General features: G+C 62.6%; 17 protein-coding genes. 7 read left to right on the forward strand and 10 right to left on the reverse strand.

What is annotated here, in order from left to right; genetic code table 11:
• Positions 1-60: 60 nt before the first annotated feature.
• The 4 genes from ACF8R4_RS12595 to ACF8R4_RS12610 form a co-directional block, all read right to left on the reverse strand.
• Complete coding sequence (locus ACF8R4_RS12595; RefSeq protein ID WP_025754461.1) at positions 61-312, reverse strand: DUF1653 domain-containing protein; 252 nt, start codon at positions 310-312, stop codon at positions 61-63.
• 78 nt (positions 313-390) lie between these two features.
• Complete coding sequence (gene fadA, locus ACF8R4_RS12600; RefSeq protein ID WP_013971712.1) at positions 391-1,566, reverse strand: acetyl-CoA C-acyltransferase FadA; 1,176 nt, start codon at positions 1,564-1,566, stop codon at positions 391-393.
• Positions 1,567-1,597: 31 nt separating this feature from the next.
• Complete coding sequence (gene fadB / locus ACF8R4_RS12605) at positions 1,598-3,745, reverse strand: fatty acid oxidation complex subunit alpha FadB (RefSeq protein WP_104835247.1); 2,148 nt, start codon at positions 3,743-3,745, stop codon at positions 1,598-1,600.
• A 611-nt stretch (positions 3,746-4,356) separates the two neighbouring features.
• The gene (locus tag ACF8R4_RS12610; protein ID WP_060498871.1) at positions 4,357-4,794 is read right to left on the reverse strand and encodes a hypothetical protein; all 438 of its coding nucleotides are present in this window, start codon (positions 4,792-4,794) and stop codon (positions 4,357-4,359) included.
• A gap of 110 nt (positions 4,795-4,904) precedes the next feature.
• Between ACF8R4_RS12610 and ACF8R4_RS12615 the strand changes: the two genes are divergently transcribed.
• The gene (locus ACF8R4_RS12615; RefSeq protein WP_060498870.1) at positions 4,905-5,345 is read left to right on the forward strand and encodes a universal stress protein; all 441 of its coding nucleotides are present in this window, start codon (positions 4,905-4,907) and stop codon (positions 5,343-5,345) included.
• A 64-nt stretch (positions 5,346-5,409) separates the two neighbouring features.
• On the opposite strand, the gene ACF8R4_RS12620 is transcribed toward ACF8R4_RS12615, so the two are convergent.
• Complete coding sequence (locus ACF8R4_RS12620) at positions 5,410-7,338, reverse strand: ATP-binding cassette domain-containing protein (RefSeq protein WP_060498869.1); 1,929 nt, start codon at positions 7,336-7,338, stop codon at positions 5,410-5,412.
• Between the two features lie 221 nt (positions 7,339-7,559).
• Between ACF8R4_RS12620 and ACF8R4_RS12625 the strand changes: the two genes are divergently transcribed.
• Positions 7,560-9,485 carry a transglycosylase SLT domain-containing protein gene (locus ACF8R4_RS12625; RefSeq protein ID WP_164524269.1) on the forward strand — a complete coding sequence of 642 codons (1,926 nt, stop codon included), beginning with the start codon at positions 7,560-7,562 and terminating at the stop codon, positions 9,483-9,485.
• Between the two features lie 67 nt (positions 9,486-9,552).
• Here the strand turns inward: ACF8R4_RS12625 and ACF8R4_RS12630 are convergent, their stop codons facing one another.
• Together ACF8R4_RS12630 and ACF8R4_RS12635 are read right to left on the reverse strand one after the other, a co-directional pair.
• The gene (locus tag ACF8R4_RS12630) at positions 9,553-10,356 is read right to left on the reverse strand and encodes an MOSC domain-containing protein (RefSeq protein ID WP_060498867.1); all 804 of its coding nucleotides are present in this window, start codon (positions 10,354-10,356) and stop codon (positions 9,553-9,555) included.
• Between the two features lie 55 nt (positions 10,357-10,411).
• Entirely contained in the window at positions 10,412-11,347 is a 936-nt protein-coding gene (locus ACF8R4_RS12635) for a chemotaxis protein CheV (RefSeq protein ID WP_392492571.1), read from the reverse strand.
• A gap of 351 nt (positions 11,348-11,698) precedes the next feature.
• On the opposite strand from ACF8R4_RS12635, the gene ACF8R4_RS12640 reads away from it, so the two are divergent.
• The 3 genes from ACF8R4_RS12640 to ACF8R4_RS12650 all read left to right on the forward strand — a co-directional run bounded on the left by ACF8R4_RS12640 (position 11,699) and on the right by ACF8R4_RS12650 (position 14,119).
• Complete coding sequence (locus ACF8R4_RS12640; protein WP_060498866.1) at positions 11,699-12,208, forward strand: hypothetical protein; 510 nt, start codon at positions 11,699-11,701, stop codon at positions 12,206-12,208.
• A 365-nt stretch (positions 12,209-12,573) separates the two neighbouring features.
• A complete protein-coding gene (locus ACF8R4_RS12645) occupies positions 12,574-13,470 on the forward strand; it encodes a sensor histidine kinase (RefSeq protein WP_060498865.1) in 897 nt (298 codons plus the stop codon).
• Positions 13,460-14,119, forward strand: coding sequence for a response regulator transcription factor (locus ACF8R4_RS12650; protein ID WP_060498864.1), 660 nt, complete (start codon positions 13,460-13,462; stop codon positions 14,117-14,119). Before ACF8R4_RS12645 ends, ACF8R4_RS12650 begins: the two co-directional genes overlap by 11 nt.
• On the opposite strand, the gene yegS is transcribed toward ACF8R4_RS12650, so the two are convergent.
• Complete coding sequence (gene yegS / locus ACF8R4_RS12655) at positions 14,103-14,990, reverse strand: lipid kinase YegS (protein ID WP_392492573.1); 888 nt, start codon at positions 14,988-14,990, stop codon at positions 14,103-14,105. The two genes, ACF8R4_RS12650 and yegS, sit on opposite strands and share 17 nt — an antisense overlap.
• A 314-nt stretch (positions 14,991-15,304) precedes the next feature.
• Here yegS and ACF8R4_RS12660 point away from each other — a divergent pair, with 314 nt between their 5' ends.
• Positions 15,305-16,552, forward strand: a complete 1,248-nt coding sequence (locus tag ACF8R4_RS12660) for a glycosyltransferase family 4 protein (protein WP_016714885.1) — start codon at positions 15,305-15,307, stop codon at positions 16,550-16,552.
• Here the strand turns inward: ACF8R4_RS12660 and glp are convergent.
• Positions 16,541-17,767 carry a gephyrin-like molybdotransferase Glp gene (glp, locus tag ACF8R4_RS12665; RefSeq protein WP_060498862.1) on the reverse strand — a complete coding sequence of 409 codons (1,227 nt, stop codon included), beginning with the start codon at positions 17,765-17,767 and terminating at the stop codon, positions 16,541-16,543. The two genes, ACF8R4_RS12660 and glp, sit on opposite strands and share 12 nt — an antisense overlap.
• Positions 17,751-18,290 (reverse strand): molybdenum cofactor biosynthesis protein B, encoded by a 540-nt coding sequence (gene moaB / locus ACF8R4_RS12670; protein ID WP_016714883.1) that lies wholly within the window; start codon positions 18,288-18,290, stop codon positions 17,751-17,753. The genes glp and moaB overlap by 17 nt, the downstream gene beginning before the upstream one ends.
• A gap of 187 nt (positions 18,291-18,477) precedes the next feature.
• On the opposite strand from moaB, the gene ACF8R4_RS12675 reads away from it, so the two are divergent.
• Positions 18,478-18,699, forward strand: coding sequence for a YgdI/YgdR family lipoprotein (locus ACF8R4_RS12675; protein WP_013971697.1), 222 nt, complete (start codon positions 18,478-18,480; stop codon positions 18,697-18,699).
• Positions 18,700-18,772: the final 73 nt, after the last annotated feature.

The following is an 18,772-nucleotide window of genomic DNA, read 5'->3' on the forward strand; positions in this document are numbered from 1 at the left end:
AGGTGCCAGACGCGGCACCGCTATATATAGTGGCAAAAGTGTGAGGTCAAGCTCGAACGATCATGCGTGCGACTTGCCCAGCAACCCGGGCAGCCCCTCTTCGGCCTTGACCAAAGCAAAGCGTGGCACCTGCTCGCCGTCAACCTCGACCGACTCCTGGAACATCGAAAGTGGCCGTACCCAGAAGCTGTAATCACCATACAGACACTGGTAGAACACCATCCACTCTTCGCTCTCGGAGTGCCGTGCAACACTGAAGACACGGTACTCAGGCCCTTTGTAATGCCGGTATACGCCTGGTTGTATCTGCATGTTGCCCACCCTCTTGACTTGAACCTGAAAAAAACAAAAACCGGGGCACAAGGCCCCGGCTGCTGTCCCGCAACGCGATCAGACGCGTTCGAAGACAGTGGTGATACCTTGGCCGAGGCCGACGCACATGGTCGCCACCCCCAGGGTACCGCCATTCTGCTTCATGACGTTGAGCAGGGTGCCCGAAATACGTGCCCCGGAGCAACCGAACGGGTGGCCCAAGGCAATGGCGCCGCCGTGCAGGTTAACCTTCTCATCCATCTTGTCGAGCACTTTCAAGTCTTTCAGCACTGGCAGGGCCTGTGCAGCGAAGGCTTCATTGAGCTCGATGAAGTCGATATCGGCCATGGTCAGGCCGGCACGCTTGAGGGCTTTCTGGGTCGACGGCACCGGGCCATAACCCATGATTGCCGGGTCGACACCGGCCACCGCCATCGAACGAATCACCGCCAATGGCTGGATACCCAGGTCCATGGCGCGCTGGCCGGACATCACGATCATGCACGAGGCGCCGTCGGTGATCTGCGACGAGGTACCGGCAGTGACGGTACCGCCTTTCGGGTTGAACGCAGGCTTGAGCGATGCCAGGCCTTCGAGGGTGGTTTCCGGGCGAATGGTTTCGTCGAAATCGAACACCTTCAGGAAGCCGTTCTCGTCGTAGCCCTGCATCGGGATGATCTCGTCCTTGAACTTGCCTTCGACCGTGGCCTTGTGGGCCAGCTGGTGCGAACGCAGGCCGAACAGGTCCTGCTGCTCACGGGTGATGCCGTGCATCTTGCCGAGCATTTCCGCAGTCAGGCCCATCATCCCGGAAGCCTTGGCGGCGTGCAAGGACAGGTGCGGGTTGGGGTCGACGCCGTGCATCATGCTGACGTGGCCCATGTGCTCCACGCCACCGACCACGAACACATCACCGTTGCCGGTCATGATCGCCTGGGCAGCCGTGTGCAGCGCGCTCATCGACGAGCCACACAGGCGGCTGACGGTCTGGGCTGCGGAGGTGTGCGGAATCTGGGTCATCAGCGAGGCCATGCGGGCGATGTTCCAGCCCTGCTCCAGGGTCTGGTTGACGCAGCCCCAGATCACGTCCTCGACCTCTTTCGGGTCGACCTTGTCGTTGCGTTCCAGCAGTTTGCTGATCAGGTGCGCCGACATGTCTTCGGCGCGGGTATTGCGGTGCATGCCACCCTTGGAGCGGCCCATTGGCGTGCGACCGAAGTCGACAATCACCACGTCTCTTGGATTCAGGCTCATATCAAATCTCTCGCTCTAGCTCGTTGACCGCTCAGTTGAAGAAGCGCTGGCCGTTCTTGGCCATTTCACGCAGCTTGGCGGTCGGGTGGTACAGCGGCCCCAGGTCGGCGTACTGATCGGCCAGGGCAACGAATTCGGCCACACCGATCGAGTCGATGTAGCGCAGCGCACCCCCGCGGAAAGGAGGGAAACCAATGCCGTAGACCAGGCCCATGTCGGCTTCGGCGGCGGTTTCGACAATGCCGTCTTCCAGGCAGCGCACGGTCTCCAGGCACAGCGGGACCATCATCCAGTTGATGATGTCTTCGTCGGTGACTTCACGCTGCTCGAAGACGACCGGCTTGAGCACGTCCAGCACGGTGGCGTCGAAGACTTTCTTCGGCTTGCCGCGCTTGTCGGTTTCGTAGGCATAGAAGCCCTTGCCGTTCTTCTGGCCCAGGCGGTTGGCCTCGTACAGTGCGTCGACGGCCGAGCGGCGGTCGTCTTTCATGCGGTCCGGGAAGCCTTCGGCCATCACGTCGCGGCCGTGGTGGCCGGTGTCGATGCCGACCACGTCCATCAGGTACGCCGGGCCCATTGGCCAGCCGAACTTTTCCATCACCTTGTCGATACGCACGAAGTCGACACCGGCGCTGACCAGCTTGGCGAAGCCGCCGAAGTACGGGAACAGTACACGGTTGACCAAGAAGCCCGGGCAGTCGTTGACCACGATCGGGTTCTTGCCCATTTTCTTGGCGTAGGCCACGGTGGTGGCGACCGCCACTTCACTGGACTTCTCGCCACGGATCACTTCCACCAGCGGCATCATGTGCACCGGGTTGAAGAAGTGCATGCCGACGAAGTTTTCCGGGCGCTTGAGCGCCTTGGCCAGCAGGTTGATGGAGATGGTCGAGGTGTTGGAGGCGAGAATCGCATCGTCCTTCACCTGGCCTTCCACTTCAGCCAGCACGGCCTGCTTCACTTTCGGGTTCTCGACCACGGCTTCGACGACGATGTCGACATGGGCGAAATCGCCATAGGACAGGGTCGGGCGAATGGCGTTGAGCGCCTCGGCCATTTTGGCCGGGGTCAGGCGGCCCTTCTCGACGCGGTTGCCGAGCAGTTTGGAAGCCTCGTTAAGGCCCAGCTGGATGGCTTCCTCGCGGATATCCTTCATCAGGATCGGGGTACCCTTGACCGCCGACTGGTAAGCGATACCGCCACCCATGATGCCAGCGCCGAGCACGGCAGCCTGCTTCACGTCGCGGGCGATTTCGTCATGCGCCTTGGCCTTGCGCTTGAGCTCCTGGTCGTTCAGGAACAGGCCGATGAGGCTTTCGGCAACCGAGGTCTTGGCCAGCTTGGCAAAGCCTGCGGCTTCGACCTCCAGCGCCTTGTCGCGACCGAAGTTGGCAGCTTTCTGGATGGTCTTGATGGCTTCGACCGGTGCCGGGTAATTCGGGCCGGCCTGGCCAGCGACGAAGCCCTTGGCGGTTTCGAAGGCCATCATCTGCTCGATGGCATTGAGCTTGAGCTTTTCCAGCTTCGGCTGGCGCTTGGCCTTGTAGTCCAGCTCGCCGCTGATGGCGCGCTTGATCAGGTCCAGGGCACCGGCCAGCAGCAGCTCAGGGGCGACCACAGCGTCGACGGCACCCACTTTCAGGGCGTCTTCGGCGCGGTTTTCCTTGCCGGCGGCAATCCACTCGATGGCGTTGTCCGAGCCGATCAGGCGTGGCAGGCGCACGGTGCCGCCAAAGCCCGGGTAGATACCCAGCTTGACTTCCGGCAGGCCGATCTTGGCGCTGGTGGACATGACCCGGTAGTCGGCGGCCAGGCACATTTCCAGGCCACCGCCCAGGGCGATGCCGTTGATGGCGGCAACGGTTGGCACTTCGAGGTCTTCGAAGGCGTTGAAGATGCGGTTGGCTTCCAGGTTGCCGGCGACCAGTTCGGCCTCGGGCAGCTTGAAGTTGTCGACGAACTCGGTGATGTCGGCGCCGACGATGAACACGTCCTTGCCACTGCTGACGATCACGCCCTTGACCGAGGCGTCGGCCTTGATGGCATCGACGGCCTGGCGCAGCTCGTTCAGGGTCAGGCGGTTGAACTTGTTGACGGACTCACCCTTGAGGTCGAACTTGAGCTCGACGATGCCACTTTCAAGAGCCTTAACCGTGATGGCTTTACCTTCGTAAATCATCAACTGATCTCCACGATATGGAAGCTGAACTGTACACGCCGATCGCTGCAGCAGAAGCAGGCCTAACTGCCCCGCCCCAGGCACACCCGTCAGCGCGCTAGTCGGAAGTATGGCTTGGCGTCACGACATACAAACGCTCAATTCATACGCCCGTTTGATTTGGGTGTGCACACATTCTCCGAAAAGATCGGCGTTGTCAAATGCTCACGAGCATGGCGAAAACGCGACTTTCCAGTCATTTTGTATCGTCTTGGTACAAAACATGATGACAGTGATCGCCGCCCATTCATGTCAGCGATTGACCACAGCCACTTGCAGCGTGCTGCAACTTTCCGCTTGCACGACAACCCCGGGCGGCTACACTGGCACTTGCTTGAATGAATACCCGGCCTGCCTGGCCTTTTCTGCGCAGCAGAACGCAAAGCGGCGACTTGGCACCCCACCCCTTCAGGGTTCTGCCAAGCCGCCGCTTTGTCGTTCATAGCGATTGAAACCGCCGCATTCCCTGTGGGAGCGGGCGTGCCCGCGAAGCATTCAACGCAGTGGCTGGCACCGGCTGCGCCGGTGTTCGCGGGCATGCCCGCTCCCACAGTGACCGTGCAAAGCAGGTATCAGGCGAGGGTTTCGAGGACGTAGGCAACATCCTGCAATACTGCCGTATCGCCCCGCTCAGTCCAGTACAACGCGATCATCCGAGCATCCGCCTCGACCTTGTAAACGCTCGCCGGCAAGCGCGCCAGGGCCTCCACGAAGCGCGGATTTTCGCAGGGTTCACGCCACTGGTTCCACCACACCCCCGGGCTGACCTGCCAGAAGCTGAAGCTGTCCTCGTGCCCACGGCGCCGGGCGCGATGGTACTGCGGGCAGGGGCTTGGCGGCTCCTTTTCCAGCCAGTGCGGCCATTGCTGCGGCGCCAACTGCATGGCCAGGCCCATGCGCCGCGCTTCCAGGCGCAGCTTCATCTGCTCACTCTGTTTGCGCGAGGAACGCAGCCAGGAAAGCGGGCTGAGAATCAGCGCAAGGATTGACACCACCAGCAATACCGTCATATCAGTAGATCCCATAAAGCGTTGCAAATGAGCTGGTTAGCCATTTTTCACGGAAGACCCGCCCGAAAGCGACCATACTTCTTCTATCGCGATTGTCAGGAGTACCGCTCATGCAATACGAACATTTGTTGGTCGCCGTCGACCTGACCGAAGAATGCGACCCGGTGATCAAGCGTGCCATGGCGCTGGCCGCGCCTTCGAACGCCAAGGTGTCGCTGGTGCACATCGTCGAACCGATGGCCATGGCATTTGGCGGTGACGTGCCGATGGACCTGTCGCAGCTGCAACAGCAGCAGTTCGACCAGGCCAAAGAGCGCATGGAACGCCTGTTCAACAAATACCCGGACATCAAACGCGGTGACTCGCACCTGACTTACGGCCAACCGCGCCAGGAAATTCACCAGTTGGCCAAGGACCAGAAATGCGACCTGATCGTGGTCGGCAGCCATGGCCGTCACGGTCTGGCATTGTTGCTGGGTTCCACGGCCAATGACGTGCTGCATGGGGCGCCGTGTGATGTGCTGGCGGTGCGGTTGCTGAAGAAGGAATGATTTAACCTGTACTGGCCTCTTCGCGGGTTTACCCGCGAAGAGGCCAGTACAGATTGAAATCTGATCAGCCTTCCAACTCAGCCCAGCGCTCTACCAGTACATCCAGCTCACCCTGCAGCTTCTCGATCTTGGCCAGCACCGCCGAAGTCTCCGCAATCGGCCGCTGATAGAAGCCCGCCGCATTCACTTCTTCCTGGGCTTCAGCCATGCGCTGCTCCAGCGCGTCGATCTGCCCCGGCAGCATCTCCAGCTCACGCTGCAGCTTGTAGCTGAGCTTCTTCTTCGAGGCTTCTTCCACCACCGGCGCAGCAACAGGCGCAGGCTTGGCCTCGACCTTCTCCACCACCGCACTGTTGAGGGCCGACTTGCCGCCCTTGCTCTCGGTCACGCCCAGCAGCTTCGGCGAGCCACCCTGGCGAATCCAGTCCTCATAACCACCGACATACTCGCGCACCTTGCCCTCGCCTTCGAACACCAGGGTGCTGGTGACGACGTTGTCGAGGAAGGCCCGGTCGTGGCTGACGATCAGCACAGTGCCCTTGTAGTTGGACAGCACCTCTTCGAGCAACTCGAGGGTTTCCACATCCAGGTCGTTGGTGGGTTCGTCGAGCACCAGCAGGTTGGCCGGCTTGCTGAACAGCTTGGCCAGCAGCAGGCGAGCACGCTCACCACCCGACAGCGCCTTGACCGGCGTGCGCGCACGCTGCGGGCTGAACAGGAAGTCGCCCAGGTAGCTCAGCACGTGGCGGTTCTGGCCGTCGATCTCGATGAAGTCACGGCCTTCGGCCAAGTTGTCGATCACGGTCTTTTCAAGGTCGAGCTGGTGGCGCATCTGGTCGAAATAGGCCACCTCGAGCTTGGTGCCGCGCTCTACCTTGCCTGCGGTCGGCTCAAGGTCGCCGAGCATCATCTTCAGCAAGGTCGTCTTGCCGGTACCGTTGGCGCCCAGCAGACCGATACGGTCCTCGCGCTGCAGGACCATGGAGAAGTCCTTGACCAGCATCGGCCCGTCAGGGTGATGGAAGCTGACGTTGTCCAGCACCATCACCTGCTTGCCGGACTTTTCCGCCGCTTCGATCTGGATGTTGGCCTTGCCCTGACGCTCACGGCGTTCGCCACGCTCCACACGCAAGGCTTTCAGCGCACGTACACGGCCTTCGTTGCGGGTGCGGCGGGCCTTGATGCCCTGACGAATCCACACCTCTTCCTGGGCCAGACGCTTGTCGAACAGCGCATTGGCGGTTTCTTCGGCGGCCAGTGCGGCCTCCTTGTGCACCAGGAAGCTGGCGTAGTCGCCGTTCCAGTCGATCAGGCCGCCACGGTCCAGCTCAAGGATACGGGTGGCCAGGTTCTGCAGGAAGGAACGGTCGTGGGTAATAAACAGCACCGCACCGTTGAAGCCACGCAGGGCTTCTTCGAGCCAGGCGATGGCACCGATGTCCAGGTGGTTGGTGGGCTCGTCGAGCAGCAACAGGTCGGGCTCGGACACCAGCGCCTGTGCCAGCAGCACACGGCGGCGCCAGCCACCGGACAGCTCGGCCAGGGTCTTGTCGGCGGGCAGCTGCAGGCGGCTGAGGGTGCTCTCTACCACCTGCTGCAGGCGCCAGCCATCACGGGCTTCCAGCTCGTGCTGGACGTGCATGAGCTTTTCCAGGTCTTCGTCACCCTGGATGTTCATGCTCAGGTGATGGAACTGCGCCAGCAACTCGCCCACGCCGTCCAGGCCAGCAGCCACCACGTCGAACACCGTACGCGCGTCGGCCACCGGCAGTTCCTGCGGCAATTCGCCAATCTTCAGGCCCGGGGCACGCCAGATTTCACCGTCATCGCCCTTCTGCTCGCCCTTGACCAGGCGCAGCATGCTCGACTTGCCGGTGCCGTTGCGGCCGATGATGCACACCCGCTCGCCACGAGCGATCTGCCAGGACACTTTGTCCAGCAGCGGCATGGCGCCGAATGCGAGGGACACATCGCTGAATTTGAGCAGGGTCATGTTGGTCTCCATAAATCGGGCGCGCATTCTACCTGACTTGGCCCTCGACGGCATCCGCCAGGCCAACCGGCGAGTGCCGGGCGACATCCGGTCGAACTTAATATCCCGATACAAGCACAGTGCTTTCACCCGCTGCCGGCAAACAGCTAAGCTAAGGCAATAGCTTTCAACAGTGCTGGCTCCGCCGTCACTTCCCCATGGTTCAACTGCCCGGACGTATCATGCGCAGCCGCCTGTTACATATTGCATCCTGCCTGCTGCTTACCGCTGCCACCTGCGCGGCGCAGGCCACCGACCTGACCCTGCAACGCCAGTACTACGACGAAGCCAAGCGTGCGCTGGCCAAAGGTGACAAAGGCCCGTACCTGCGTTACGCCCAGGCCCTGAACGACTACCCGCTGACGCCCTACCTGGCCTACGACGAACTTACCGCCCGCCTGAAAAGCGCCAGCAACCAGGAAATCGAAGGTTTCCTCGCCAAGCACGGCGACCTGCCCCAGGCCAACTGGATGAAACTGCGCTGGTTGCGCTGGCTGGCCGAACGGGGCGAGTGGGACACCTTCGTCAAATACTACGACCCCAAGCTCAACTTCACCGAACTGGACTGCCTCAACGGCCAGTACCAGCTCAGCCACGGGTTGCGTGCCGAGGGCTACGCCACGGCCGACAAACTGTGGAACGTCGGCAAGTCACAACCTGCCGCGTGCGACACGCTGTTCGGCATGTGGGCCGCCGAAGGCCAGCTGACCGAGGCCAAGCGCTGGGAACGCACCAAGCTGGCGGCCCAGGCGCGCAACTACGCCCTGGCCAACAACCTGGTCAAGACCCTGACCACCCTCGGCCCGCAAGGGCGCCTGCTGGTCGACGTGGCGCAAAAACCGGAGCTGCTCAACCAGCCGTCGCGCTTCACCCCGGTCAACGAAGCCATGTCCGACGTGGTCAGCCTCGGCCTGCGCCGCCTGGCCCGCCAAGACCCGGAGCGGGCCATGGCCTTGCTGGACGATTACGCCCAGCGCATGCACTTTTCCCGCGACGAGAAGGTGGCCATCGCCCGTGAAATCGGCCTGACCCTGGCACGCCGTTACGACCCGCGCGCCCTCGACCTGATGACCCGCTACGACCCGGAGCTGCGCGACAACACCGTCAGCGAGTGGCGCCTGCGCCTGCTGTTGCGCCTGGGCCGCTGGGAAGACGCTTACGATCTGACCAAACGCCTGCCTCAGGACCTGGCCAGCAGCAGCCGCTGGAAGTACTGGCAGGCTCGCAGCCTGGAGCTGGCACAGCCGAACAACCCGCAGATCCCGCTGCTGTACAAGACCGTGGCGCGTGAGCGCGACTTCTATGGCTTCCTGGCTGCCGACCGGGCACAAACACCGTACCAGCTGAACAACAAGCCGCTGCTGCTGAGCCCGCAACTGGTCAAGAAGGTACGCAACACACCCGGCATTCAGCGCGCGCTGGAATTCCATGCCCGCGGCCAGATCGTCGAAGGCCGCCGCGAGTGGTACCACGTCAGCCGCCACTTCACCCGCGACGAAATGGTTGCCCAGGCGCGCCTGGGCTATGAGCTGCGCTGGTACTTCCCGGCCATCCGCACCATCAGCCAGGCGCAGTACTGGGACGATCTGGACATCCGCTTCCCGATGGCCCACCGCGACACGCTGGTGCGCGAAGCCAAGGTTCGCGGCCTGCATTCGAGTTGGGTATTCGCCATCACCCGCCAGGAAAGTGCATTCATGGAGGATGCGCGCTCACCGGTGGGTGCCAGCGGCCTGATGCAACTGATGCCGGCCACAGCCAAGGAAACCGCGCGCAAGTTCAGCATCCCCCTGGCGTCACCGGCGCAGGTACTGAACCCGGACAAAAACATCCAGCTGGGCGCCGCGTACCTGAGCCAGGTGCACAGCCAGTTCAACGGCAACCGTGTGCTGGCTTCGGCGGCCTACAACGCAGGGCCCGGGCGTGTTCGCCAGTGGCTGAAAGGCGCCAAGCACCTGAGCTTCGATGTGTGGGTGGAGTCGATCCCGTTCGACGAAACACGCCAGTATGTGCAGAACGTGCTGTCGTATTCGGTGATTTACGGGCAGAAGCTGAATTCGCCGCAGCCGCTGGTGGATTGGCATGAGCGGTATTTCGATGACATGTAAGGTTTGTTGAGCCTGAACCGGCCTCTTCGCGGGTAAACCCGGGAAGAGGCCGGTTCAGCAAACCAAGTTACTCCAGAACTTCGACTTCCATCCCTACCTCAAGCCACCCACTGCCATCTACGGCTAGGTTCTGCCCGAACAGCACATCCCCCTCCTTCTCGCGAAAGGTCTTGAGCGTGGCCATAGGCTCCCGGTCGGCACTGCGCTCCCCGGTAGCCGGGTCAATCGTGGTAAAGATGCACCGCACACTCGGTTTGAGCACACGAAACACCAAGCTGCCGATACGAATCCGCTTCCAGCCATCTTCGGCGAAGGGTTCAGCGCCCTGCACCACTAGGTTGGGCCGAAAGCGCAGCATCTCCATGGGCCGGCCAACACGCCGACTGAGCTCATCGAGCGAGCCCTGGCCAATCAGCAGCAAGGGGAAACCATCCGGAAAGGCCGCCCGGTCACTGTTGAAACCATAACCATTGGGCAGGTAGCGCGCACGCTGCTCCGGGCAATGCACCAGGCGCACGGCCTTGCCCAGCAGTTCGCTCAGCCAGGCCGCCACTTCATCGCCTGCATCGGGCACTCGCAACGTATCGCGCCAGATGGTCACACCACGCAGGGCTTCGTCGGCAGCGGGTACAGGTACCCGCAATGGTGCCTGCCCAGGCGCCTGTAGCAGCAACTCGCCACTGTCGTCTTCACACGCCTGCAACTGGCCAAGTTGTGGCCATGCGCGCTGGGTCAGGAAGCGTCCGTTTTCTTCCTCGACCACCATCCAGCGCCGGTCACCCTGCAGCCCCAGCAACCCAACCGGTGAAGCCTGCAGGCTCTGCGCCTGCCCCGACTTCACCGGGTATCGATACAACTCACTGAGAAACATCCCTGCTGCCTCGCGTCATGCCAAAAGCCAAGCTTATACCTGGCCGGCCCAGGGTTCACGCAGTGGCGGTGTCCAGTAGCAGGCGTTGCTTGACCACGTCGACCAGGCGATCGGGCTGGAACTTGGACAGGAAGTTGTCGCAACCCACCTTTTTCACCATGGACTCGTTGAAACTGCCCGACAGCGAGGTGTGCAGCACTACGTAAAGCTGGCGCAGGCGTGCATCACTGCGGATCTCGGTGGTCAGCCGGTAGCCGTCCATTTCCGGCATTTCGGCATCGGTAAATACCATCAGCAGCTTCTCGCACAGGTCTTCGCCGGCATCGGCCCAGCCCTTGAGCATACGTAGCGCTTTCAGGCCATCACTGGCCACATGCAGTTTCACGCCTAACTGGGACAGCGTATCGCGCAACTGCGCCAAGGCCACGCTGGAGTCATCCACCAGCAGCACCTCACGGCCACGCGCCCGGGCCAGCACCGGGTCGGCGAGTTTGTCGCCAGAGACCCGGGCGTTGTACGGCACGATCTCGGCCAGCACCTTCTCTACGTCGATAACCTCCACCAGCTTGTCATCGACCTTGGTGATGGCGGTCAGGTAGTGTTGGCGCCCGGCACTGGAAGGCGGCGGCATGATCGACTCCCAGTTCATGTTGACGATGCGGTCCACACCACCGACCAGGAAGGCCTGCACCGAGCGGTTGTACTCGGTGACGATGATGGTGCTGTCCGGCCCCGGTTGCAGCGGGCGCATGCCAATCGCCTGGGACAGGTCGATCACCGGCAGCGTCTGCCCGCGCAGGTTGACCACACCGCAGACGAAGGCGTGGCGCTGAGGCATCAAGGTCAGTTTGGGCAGTTGCAGCACCTCCTGCACCTTGAACACGTTGATCGCGAACAACTGGCGACCGGCCAGGCGAAACATCAGAATTTCCAGGCGGTTCTCACCCACCAATTGCGTGCGTTGGTCTACCGTGTCGAGAATGCCAGCCATTGGAAAACCCCCAGGCTTGAGTCGGAAAAGGTGAAATCATCTACCCTGTATCGGCGGTTTCACGCGCACCTTGACCCTTGCGGAAAAATACCGCCAAGGCAATTGATATCACTTTACCATCATGCTTTACTGCGGGCACACCGGGATAAACCGAGGGGGCTGCAAAAGTTCCCCACCCTGGCCCCGCATCAGGGAAACCCTTAGTCGCAATCGGGCGAAACCTGATGTTCGCGATATCCTTTAGCCATTAATGTGACGCCATTCTCACTGCATGAATGGAGTCAGGCTTTTGCTAGCTATCGTTTCGGCGTGCCCGCCCCCTGCGCCTACCCCACGCGCGGGGACCTGACAATGGACACTGCCTTATCGTTCGACGACGCCCTCCAGGGCTTCCTGCTGGATGCCCAGGTACTGCTGACCCAGGCCCAGGAATGCCTGCAGCATCTGGAACTGATCGACAATGATCCGGATGCCTGCCGCTGCCTGGACAACGTCCTCGACAGCCTCGCCCGTCAGGCCACACGCCTGGGCCTGCGTGAAGTCGCCCATTACACCACTGCCCTTCAACAGCTGCTCGCCCCGGCCTGCCACGGTGGTTGCCTGCAACGTGCAGCCCTACCCGCGATAGGGGAGTGCCTGACCCTGCTGGCCTGGCAACTGGAACTGGTCGACCCCCGTACCGGGCGGCTGAACCTGGACATCGGCGAGCAACTGGTGCTACTGGGTGAGTTGGCGAAGGTCGTGCAACAACCTTTAGCGTCAACCTGTACGTCATGCGATGAGCAAGGCAGCGTGTGCATTCACACCCCTGGTGAAGTGGCAGCCAGCAGCCGCCCTGACCGCTCTAAACCGGCGCTCTAATTGACGCAGTGTGCAACTAAGTACCGTTGTTCAAGCCCCACCATGGTCAAACTTGGAAAGTTCTGCAGGTTTTTAGTGGCCCAACTTGAACCCTGAGCACGCTAGTTGCAGCACAAGTGCGTACTGCACGATTAACGGGTGGCACTTTGCTACCCGAAAAGACCGGACCAGCAGGCGTTTCAAAGCGTTTCCCAGCCGCGACCGATGCAATGCAAAGTGGTAATATGCGCCCCCACAAAGGCTTGCAACCTGAAGCAAGGTTGAAAGATCACGCATTCGAAAAAACATCGAAAGTACTGCGCCAAAGCCTCTGACCAGCATTGTGCAAGGCCTCCATCAGCAATACTTCAGTGGCTTTCCTACTTATGTTCCCACGCTTGAAGACTTCTCTGCGTTGCTGCTCCCGCGCTGCCCTGCTGCGTTGGGCAACGGTCGGGCTGTGCGTGGCCTCGCTGGTTGCGAACCTGGCGCTGTACCTGGCCAACCAGGCCATCCCGGCCAGCCTGCTGGTGCTACAGCTGGCCGCCACGCTGGGCGCCGCCGTTCAACTGGGGCTGAGCGCCAGGTCGATCAGCCTGCGCCCGGCCGAACTGGCCGAGCGCATGCTCAAGGTGCAGGAAGACGAACGTCAGCACCTGAGCCGGGAACTTCACGACGACATCGGCCAATTGCTCACCGCTGCGAAGCTGCAGTTGCAGTGGCTGCAGCGGCGTATGCCCGACGAGCTGCAGGGCCACTGCGATGCCCTGCGCGGCACGCTGGATGACACCCTGGGCAACGTGCGCGATGTGTCCGCCCTGCTCAACCCCCGGCAGCTCGCCAGCCTTGGCCTGGAAGCCAGCCTGCGCGCGCACCTGGTACGTACCCTGGCCAGCAGCGGCGTGCACTGGAGCCTGGCGTGCAACCAGCGCCTGGGCGGCATCGACGAAGCCGTGGCCATGGCCGTGTTCCGCATTACCCAGGAGGCGGTGACCAATATGTTGCGCCACGCCCAGGCACACAACCTGGTCATCCGCCTGCAGCGCACCCCTGAAGGGCTGGCATTGTCGATCCACGACGATGGCCGCGGCTTCATCCCCGCCCGGCACCCGGCCGAGGCAGGCCAGCGCGGCCTTGCCGGCATGCAGGAGCGGGTAACCGCGTTGCAGGGCAGCCTCGACATCACCAGCCAGCCTGGCCTGGGCACGCAGATCGAAGCGATGTTCCCCTGGCCCCCGCGCAGCCAGCAACGCGCCCGGAGTACTGCCACCCATGACCTGTAGACTGCTGCTGGTTGACGACCATTCGCTGATCCGCGCCGGGGTGCGCGCGCTGGTCTGTGACATCCCTGGCTATCACGTGATCGGCGAAGCCGACGATGGCGGTCAACTGCTCGAACAGGTGCGCACGCTGGCGCCCGACATCGTCTTGCTGGACATTTCGATGCGCTCCACCAGCGGCCTGGACGCCCTGACTCAACTGCGGGCCAGCGGCAACGCCTGCAAAGTGCTGATTCTCTCGATGCACACCGACCCCGACCTGATCATGCGGGCGCTGGAAAGCGGCGCCCACGGCTATCTGCTCAAGGACACCAGCGCCACCGAACTGGAGCAGGCCCTGAGCGCGGTGCGCAACGGCGAGCGCTACCTCAGCCCAGCCATCGCCCACACCGTCATCAACCAGGCGTTACGGCACACCAAACAGGGCAAGCAGGCCGCTGGCGAGCGGCATAACCTCACGGCCCGGCAACTGGAAATCCTGCGCCTGATCGTGCGCGGCAAGTCCACCCGGGAAATCGCTGCGGGCCTTGGCCTGTCTATCAAGACGGTCGAAACCCACCGCTCGCAAATCATGAAGCGGCTGCAGATTCATGACGTGGCTGGCCTGGTACTGTTTGCCGTACGCGAGAAAATCATCAGCCTGGACGACTGAGCAATGGCGACCGGGCCGGCAGGTGCAGGCGTATCGCGGCTGGCCTGGCCTGAAAGCGCAGGTTGTCGGCCTGCAACGGCTCGCCATCGAGGTTGATATCCAGCCCCTGCGAACTCTTGATTTCCACCCAGGGCAACCTCGCCCGAACGAACAGGCCATCGCCGGCCAGCAGATCGCGCAAAGCCCCGACCACTTCCTGCGGCGCAGGTAGGATGGCGATGTCCAGCAAACCGTCGTTCACCACCGCTTCAGGGCATAGCACCTGCCCTCCCCCAGCCTGGCGGCCGTTACCGATACCCAGCGCCAGCAAGCTCCCTTGCCACTGAAAGTCTGGCCCTTGCAGTTCCACCGAAGCTGCCTGCAGTTCGCTGAAGCGCGACAAGCCGGTGAACAGGTAGGCGGCCGCCCCCAGCACTTTTTTCAGGTCTTCGGAGGTGTTGGCGGTGACCTGGCTGCCGAATCCGCCTGTGGCCATGTTAAGGAACAACTGGTCGCCAGCCTGGCCCAGGTCTATTGCCTGGGCCGGTGTGTTCAGCAACGCCAGAGCCGCAGCAGGCTCCAGCGGTATACCTGCGGCTCGGGCGAAGTCGTTGGCAGTGCCAAGGGGCAACAGTGCCAGGCTGGCATCAGCGCCGGCCAGCCCCATGGCTTCGGCCACGTCGCGCAAAGTGCCATCCCCACCACCGGCAACGACATGGCTGTAGCCCGCGCTCAGCGCCTCGCCGACCAGCCGCTGCGCATCACCCGCCTCCCAGGTGACACGTACATCCAGTGCCCAGCCGGTATCGCGCAGGTCGTGCACAGCGCTGCGCAACTCTTCGTTCATCGCCTGCTTACCGTGCAGGATCAGCATTGCCTTGCGCCCTTGCATTGCGCGTCTCCGTGAAGTTGAACCACCCAGATCTCGACCATGCGCAGCCAGGGATCGTTGCATGGGTGCAAAAAAATAACGAAGCCGACGCGGTCTTTTTCCCACACCCGACAATGCGCGGCTATGCTCAGAAAATGAACTTTTGACAAGTTTTTGACCCAGGCCAACATTTTTCCCAGGGAAGTCAGCCTTTTGACTTCTGTTCGCCGGGCCAATCTCGATCCTGGCCATGGACGCGCCACCGGCAGTGGTGTGCATAGCGCCGCCGATGGGCGCGTCTTTTCATCCGCAGCTTTCAGCGAGGATTCCGGGTCATGCGCATTCTCTGGACACTGCCGTACCTGCCTTGGCCAACGACCAGCGGCAGCAAGACCCGGCAATACCACCTGATGCGCGCACTGGCACAGCAAGGCCACCGCATTACCCTGCTGGTGCAATCGAAAATCCCGCTCAGCGATGCGGCCCGCGAAGCCCTGGAGCCGCTACTCGAACGGCTGATCGTGCTACCCCGTCGGCCACTGCACAGCCCGCTGAACCTGCTGGCCTCGCCGATTATCGACTACCCCATGCGGGCGATCATCAATGGCCTGTCCCCTTGCCTGCGGCACCGCTTCGAGCAATTGCTGGACGAACCGTGGGACGTGATCCAGATCGAGCACAGCTACAGCTTTCAGCCGTTCGAAAAGGCTTTGCAGGCGCGCGGGCTGCCCTACATGCTCAGCGAGCACACGCTGGAGTCCGTGATGGGCGGTGCCTGCCACGACCGCCTGCCGCTCTGGCTGCGCCCGCTCAATGCCTTTGACCGCTGGCGCTACCGGCGCTGGGAACAGCGGGTGCTGCGCCAACCTACCGAGCTGGTGGCGGTCAGCGCACACGATGCCGAGCTCATCGCGCAGATCAGCGGGCGCCCGGTGAACGTGGTGGTCAATGGTGTGGATTGTGATTTCTACCAGCACGTGCAACCGGCGCTGCATAGCCAACGCTTGTTGTTCGTGGGCAACTTTGAGTATGGCGCCAACCTGGAAGCCATCGAGTGGGCGCTGGAAGACATCATGCCGCAAGTGTGGATGAGCAACCCGGCGGTGCGCCTGGCGATAGCCGGGCATGCGCTGCCGATCAGCTGGAAATTGCACTGGAACGACCCGCGCATCGAATGGTTCGGTTACCGCCCTGACCTGCGCGAGCTGCAAAAGCGTTCGGCACTGTTCTTCGCCCCGCTGCGCTATGCCGGTGGCTCCAAAGTAAAAATCCTCGAGGCCATGGCCGCCGGCCTGCCGGTGATCACCACCGGCAAAGGCGTATCGGGCCTGGCCGCGAACAACGGTGAGCATTACCTGGGCAGTGATGACGGTGACCAGCTCGCCCTGCTGATCACCCAACTGCTCAACCAGCCCTGGCGCATGAGCCAACTGAGCGATGCCGGGCGGCAATTCGCCCGCCAACGCCACGACTGGAGCGTAGCAGCCCAGCAACTGGAGAACGTGCACATGCGCCTGGCCCAGGCAGCGCCTGCCGAGGCCGCGCCGCTGGGCAGTGCCTGGCTGGGCCGCTCAGCCAAGTAGCTCGCTGAAGGGGATGAACGGCACGCTATCGCCCGGTTTTGGCGTACTGCCTTCGCGCACCTCCACCAGGCCCTCGGCCCAGGCGGCACTGCGCAGCACCCCCGAGCTCTGGTTCTTGTAGATGCACACCCGGCCCTGTTCGATGCGCGCGCGCAGGTATTCGCGGCGCGTGCCAGGCTTGTGCCAGTCGAAGCCCGCCGGCATGTCGAAACGCAGCGGCGTGACATCGGCCACCCCCTGACGACGAAGCAAGTAGGGCCGGGTCAGCAGGCCAAAGGTGACCAAGGTCGAGGCCGGGTTGCCCGGCAGGCCGATCACCGGCACGCCCTGGAAGTGGCCGAACGTCAGCGGTTTGCCCGGCTTGATCGCCAGTTTCCACAACGCCAGTTCGCCGGCTTCACGCAGGGCTGCACCGAGGTAGTCGGCCTCCCCCACCGAGACTCCGCCGGTAGACAAGATAAGGTCAACGTCGCCCAGCGACCCCAGGCAGGCACGGGTACGTGCAAGGTCATCCGGCAGGATGCCCGCATCGACCACATCGCAGCCCAGCCGCTGCAACCAGCTGACCAGCAGCCGACGGTTGCTGTTGTAGATTTGCCCAGGGCCTAGCGGCAGGCCGGGTTCGACCAGCTCGTCACCGGTGGACAGCACCGCCACCCGCACCTTGCGCACCACATCCAGGCGACCATGGCCCAGGGTCGCCGCCAGGCCCAGTTCGATCGGCCCAAGGCGGGTGCCGGCGCTCATTACCTGCTCACCCTTGCGGGTTTCCTGGCCCTGAGGGCGTATGTTCTGCCCGGTTTGCAATGTTTCAAGAAAGCGTACCCGGCCATCTTCGAGCACCTCGGTGTTTTCCTGCATCTCGACGCAGTCGGCGCCTTCCGGCACCGGCGCACCCGTAAAGATGCGCGCGCAGGTGCCTGGCTGCAGCGGCCGTGGCGCATGCCCGGCAAAAATGCGCTGGCTGACCGGCAGCGGCTGGCCCTGCCAGTCGGCGCTGCGCAAGGCATAACCGTCCATGGCGCTGTTCGGCCAGGGCGGCAGGTCGAGCGAGGCCACCAGGTCGGTGGCCAGCACGCGGCCTTCGGCCTCGGCCAGCGGCAGGTTTTCGGTCTCGCGGATGGGCGCCGCCTCGGCCAGCGCCAGCAGTTGCGCCAGGGCCTGCTCCACCGGCATCAGCGGCCGGGCCTGGCCGGCCTCAGCCACGGCTGTCACAGGCCGCTGCTTGCTTCAGGTGCGCAACGAAGTTGCACGGGCGATGGCGGGCATCGAGCTGTTCGGCAAGGATGCCATCCCAGCCGGTACGCACGGCGTTGGTCGAGCCCGGCAGGCAGCACACCAAGGTACCGTTGGCCAGCCCGGCCAAGGCACGCGACTGCACCGTGGAGGTGCCAATGTCGGCCACGGAGATCTGCCGGAACAACTCTCCAAACCCCTCCACCTGTTTGTCCAGCAGGCAGGCCACCGCCTCGGGCGTGCTGTCGCGGCCGGTAAAGCCGGTCCCCCCCGTGATCAACACCACTTGCACGTTGTCATCGGCGATCCAGGTGGCAACCTGGGCGCGGATCTTGTACAGGTCATCCTTGAGCAGCACGCGCTCGGCCAAACGGTGGCCGGCCGCACTCAGGCGGTCGACGAACAGCTGCCCGGAGGTGTCGGTGTCGAAAGTACGGGTGTCGCTGACCGTGAGCACGGCGATGTTCAGCGCCACGAAGGGGGTATCTGCCTTGGCTTTCATGGGTGTCCGTCACAACAGGATGAGATGCCCACAGTTATATCACAGCGCACCTTTCCCGACGTTGCGCCCATGGCGATTGCCCTCGGTCAATAGGCCGGGTTTGCCGCTATGCTGCACTAAAGAAGGAACTTGCATGGACACCCTGCGTCTTAACTGACAACTAGCACCATCGCACTGGAGAAACACGATGATTCAACGGACCCTACCCGCCTTCCTGCTCGCCCTGGGCCTGGGCGCCCTTGCCGGCTGCGCTTCGCCGACCGTCATTACCCTGAACGATGGCCGCGAAATCCAGGCCACGGACACCCCGAAGTACGATGAAGACTCCGGCTTCTATGAATTCGAGCAACTGGATGGCAAGCGCACCCGCTTGAACAAGGACCAGATCCGCACCGTCAAAGAGCTCTGATCCAGGCGCCCGTTTTGCAAAGCCCCTTTAAACAACAAGGGCTTGTGTGCGAAAACGGGATGCAGTAGGATTT

Source organism: Pseudomonas sp. FYR_2 (assembly GCF_043106425.1).
In the GTDB taxonomy this organism is placed as follows: Bacteria; Pseudomonadota; Gammaproteobacteria; order Pseudomonadales; family Pseudomonadaceae; genus Aquipseudomonas; species Aquipseudomonas monteilii.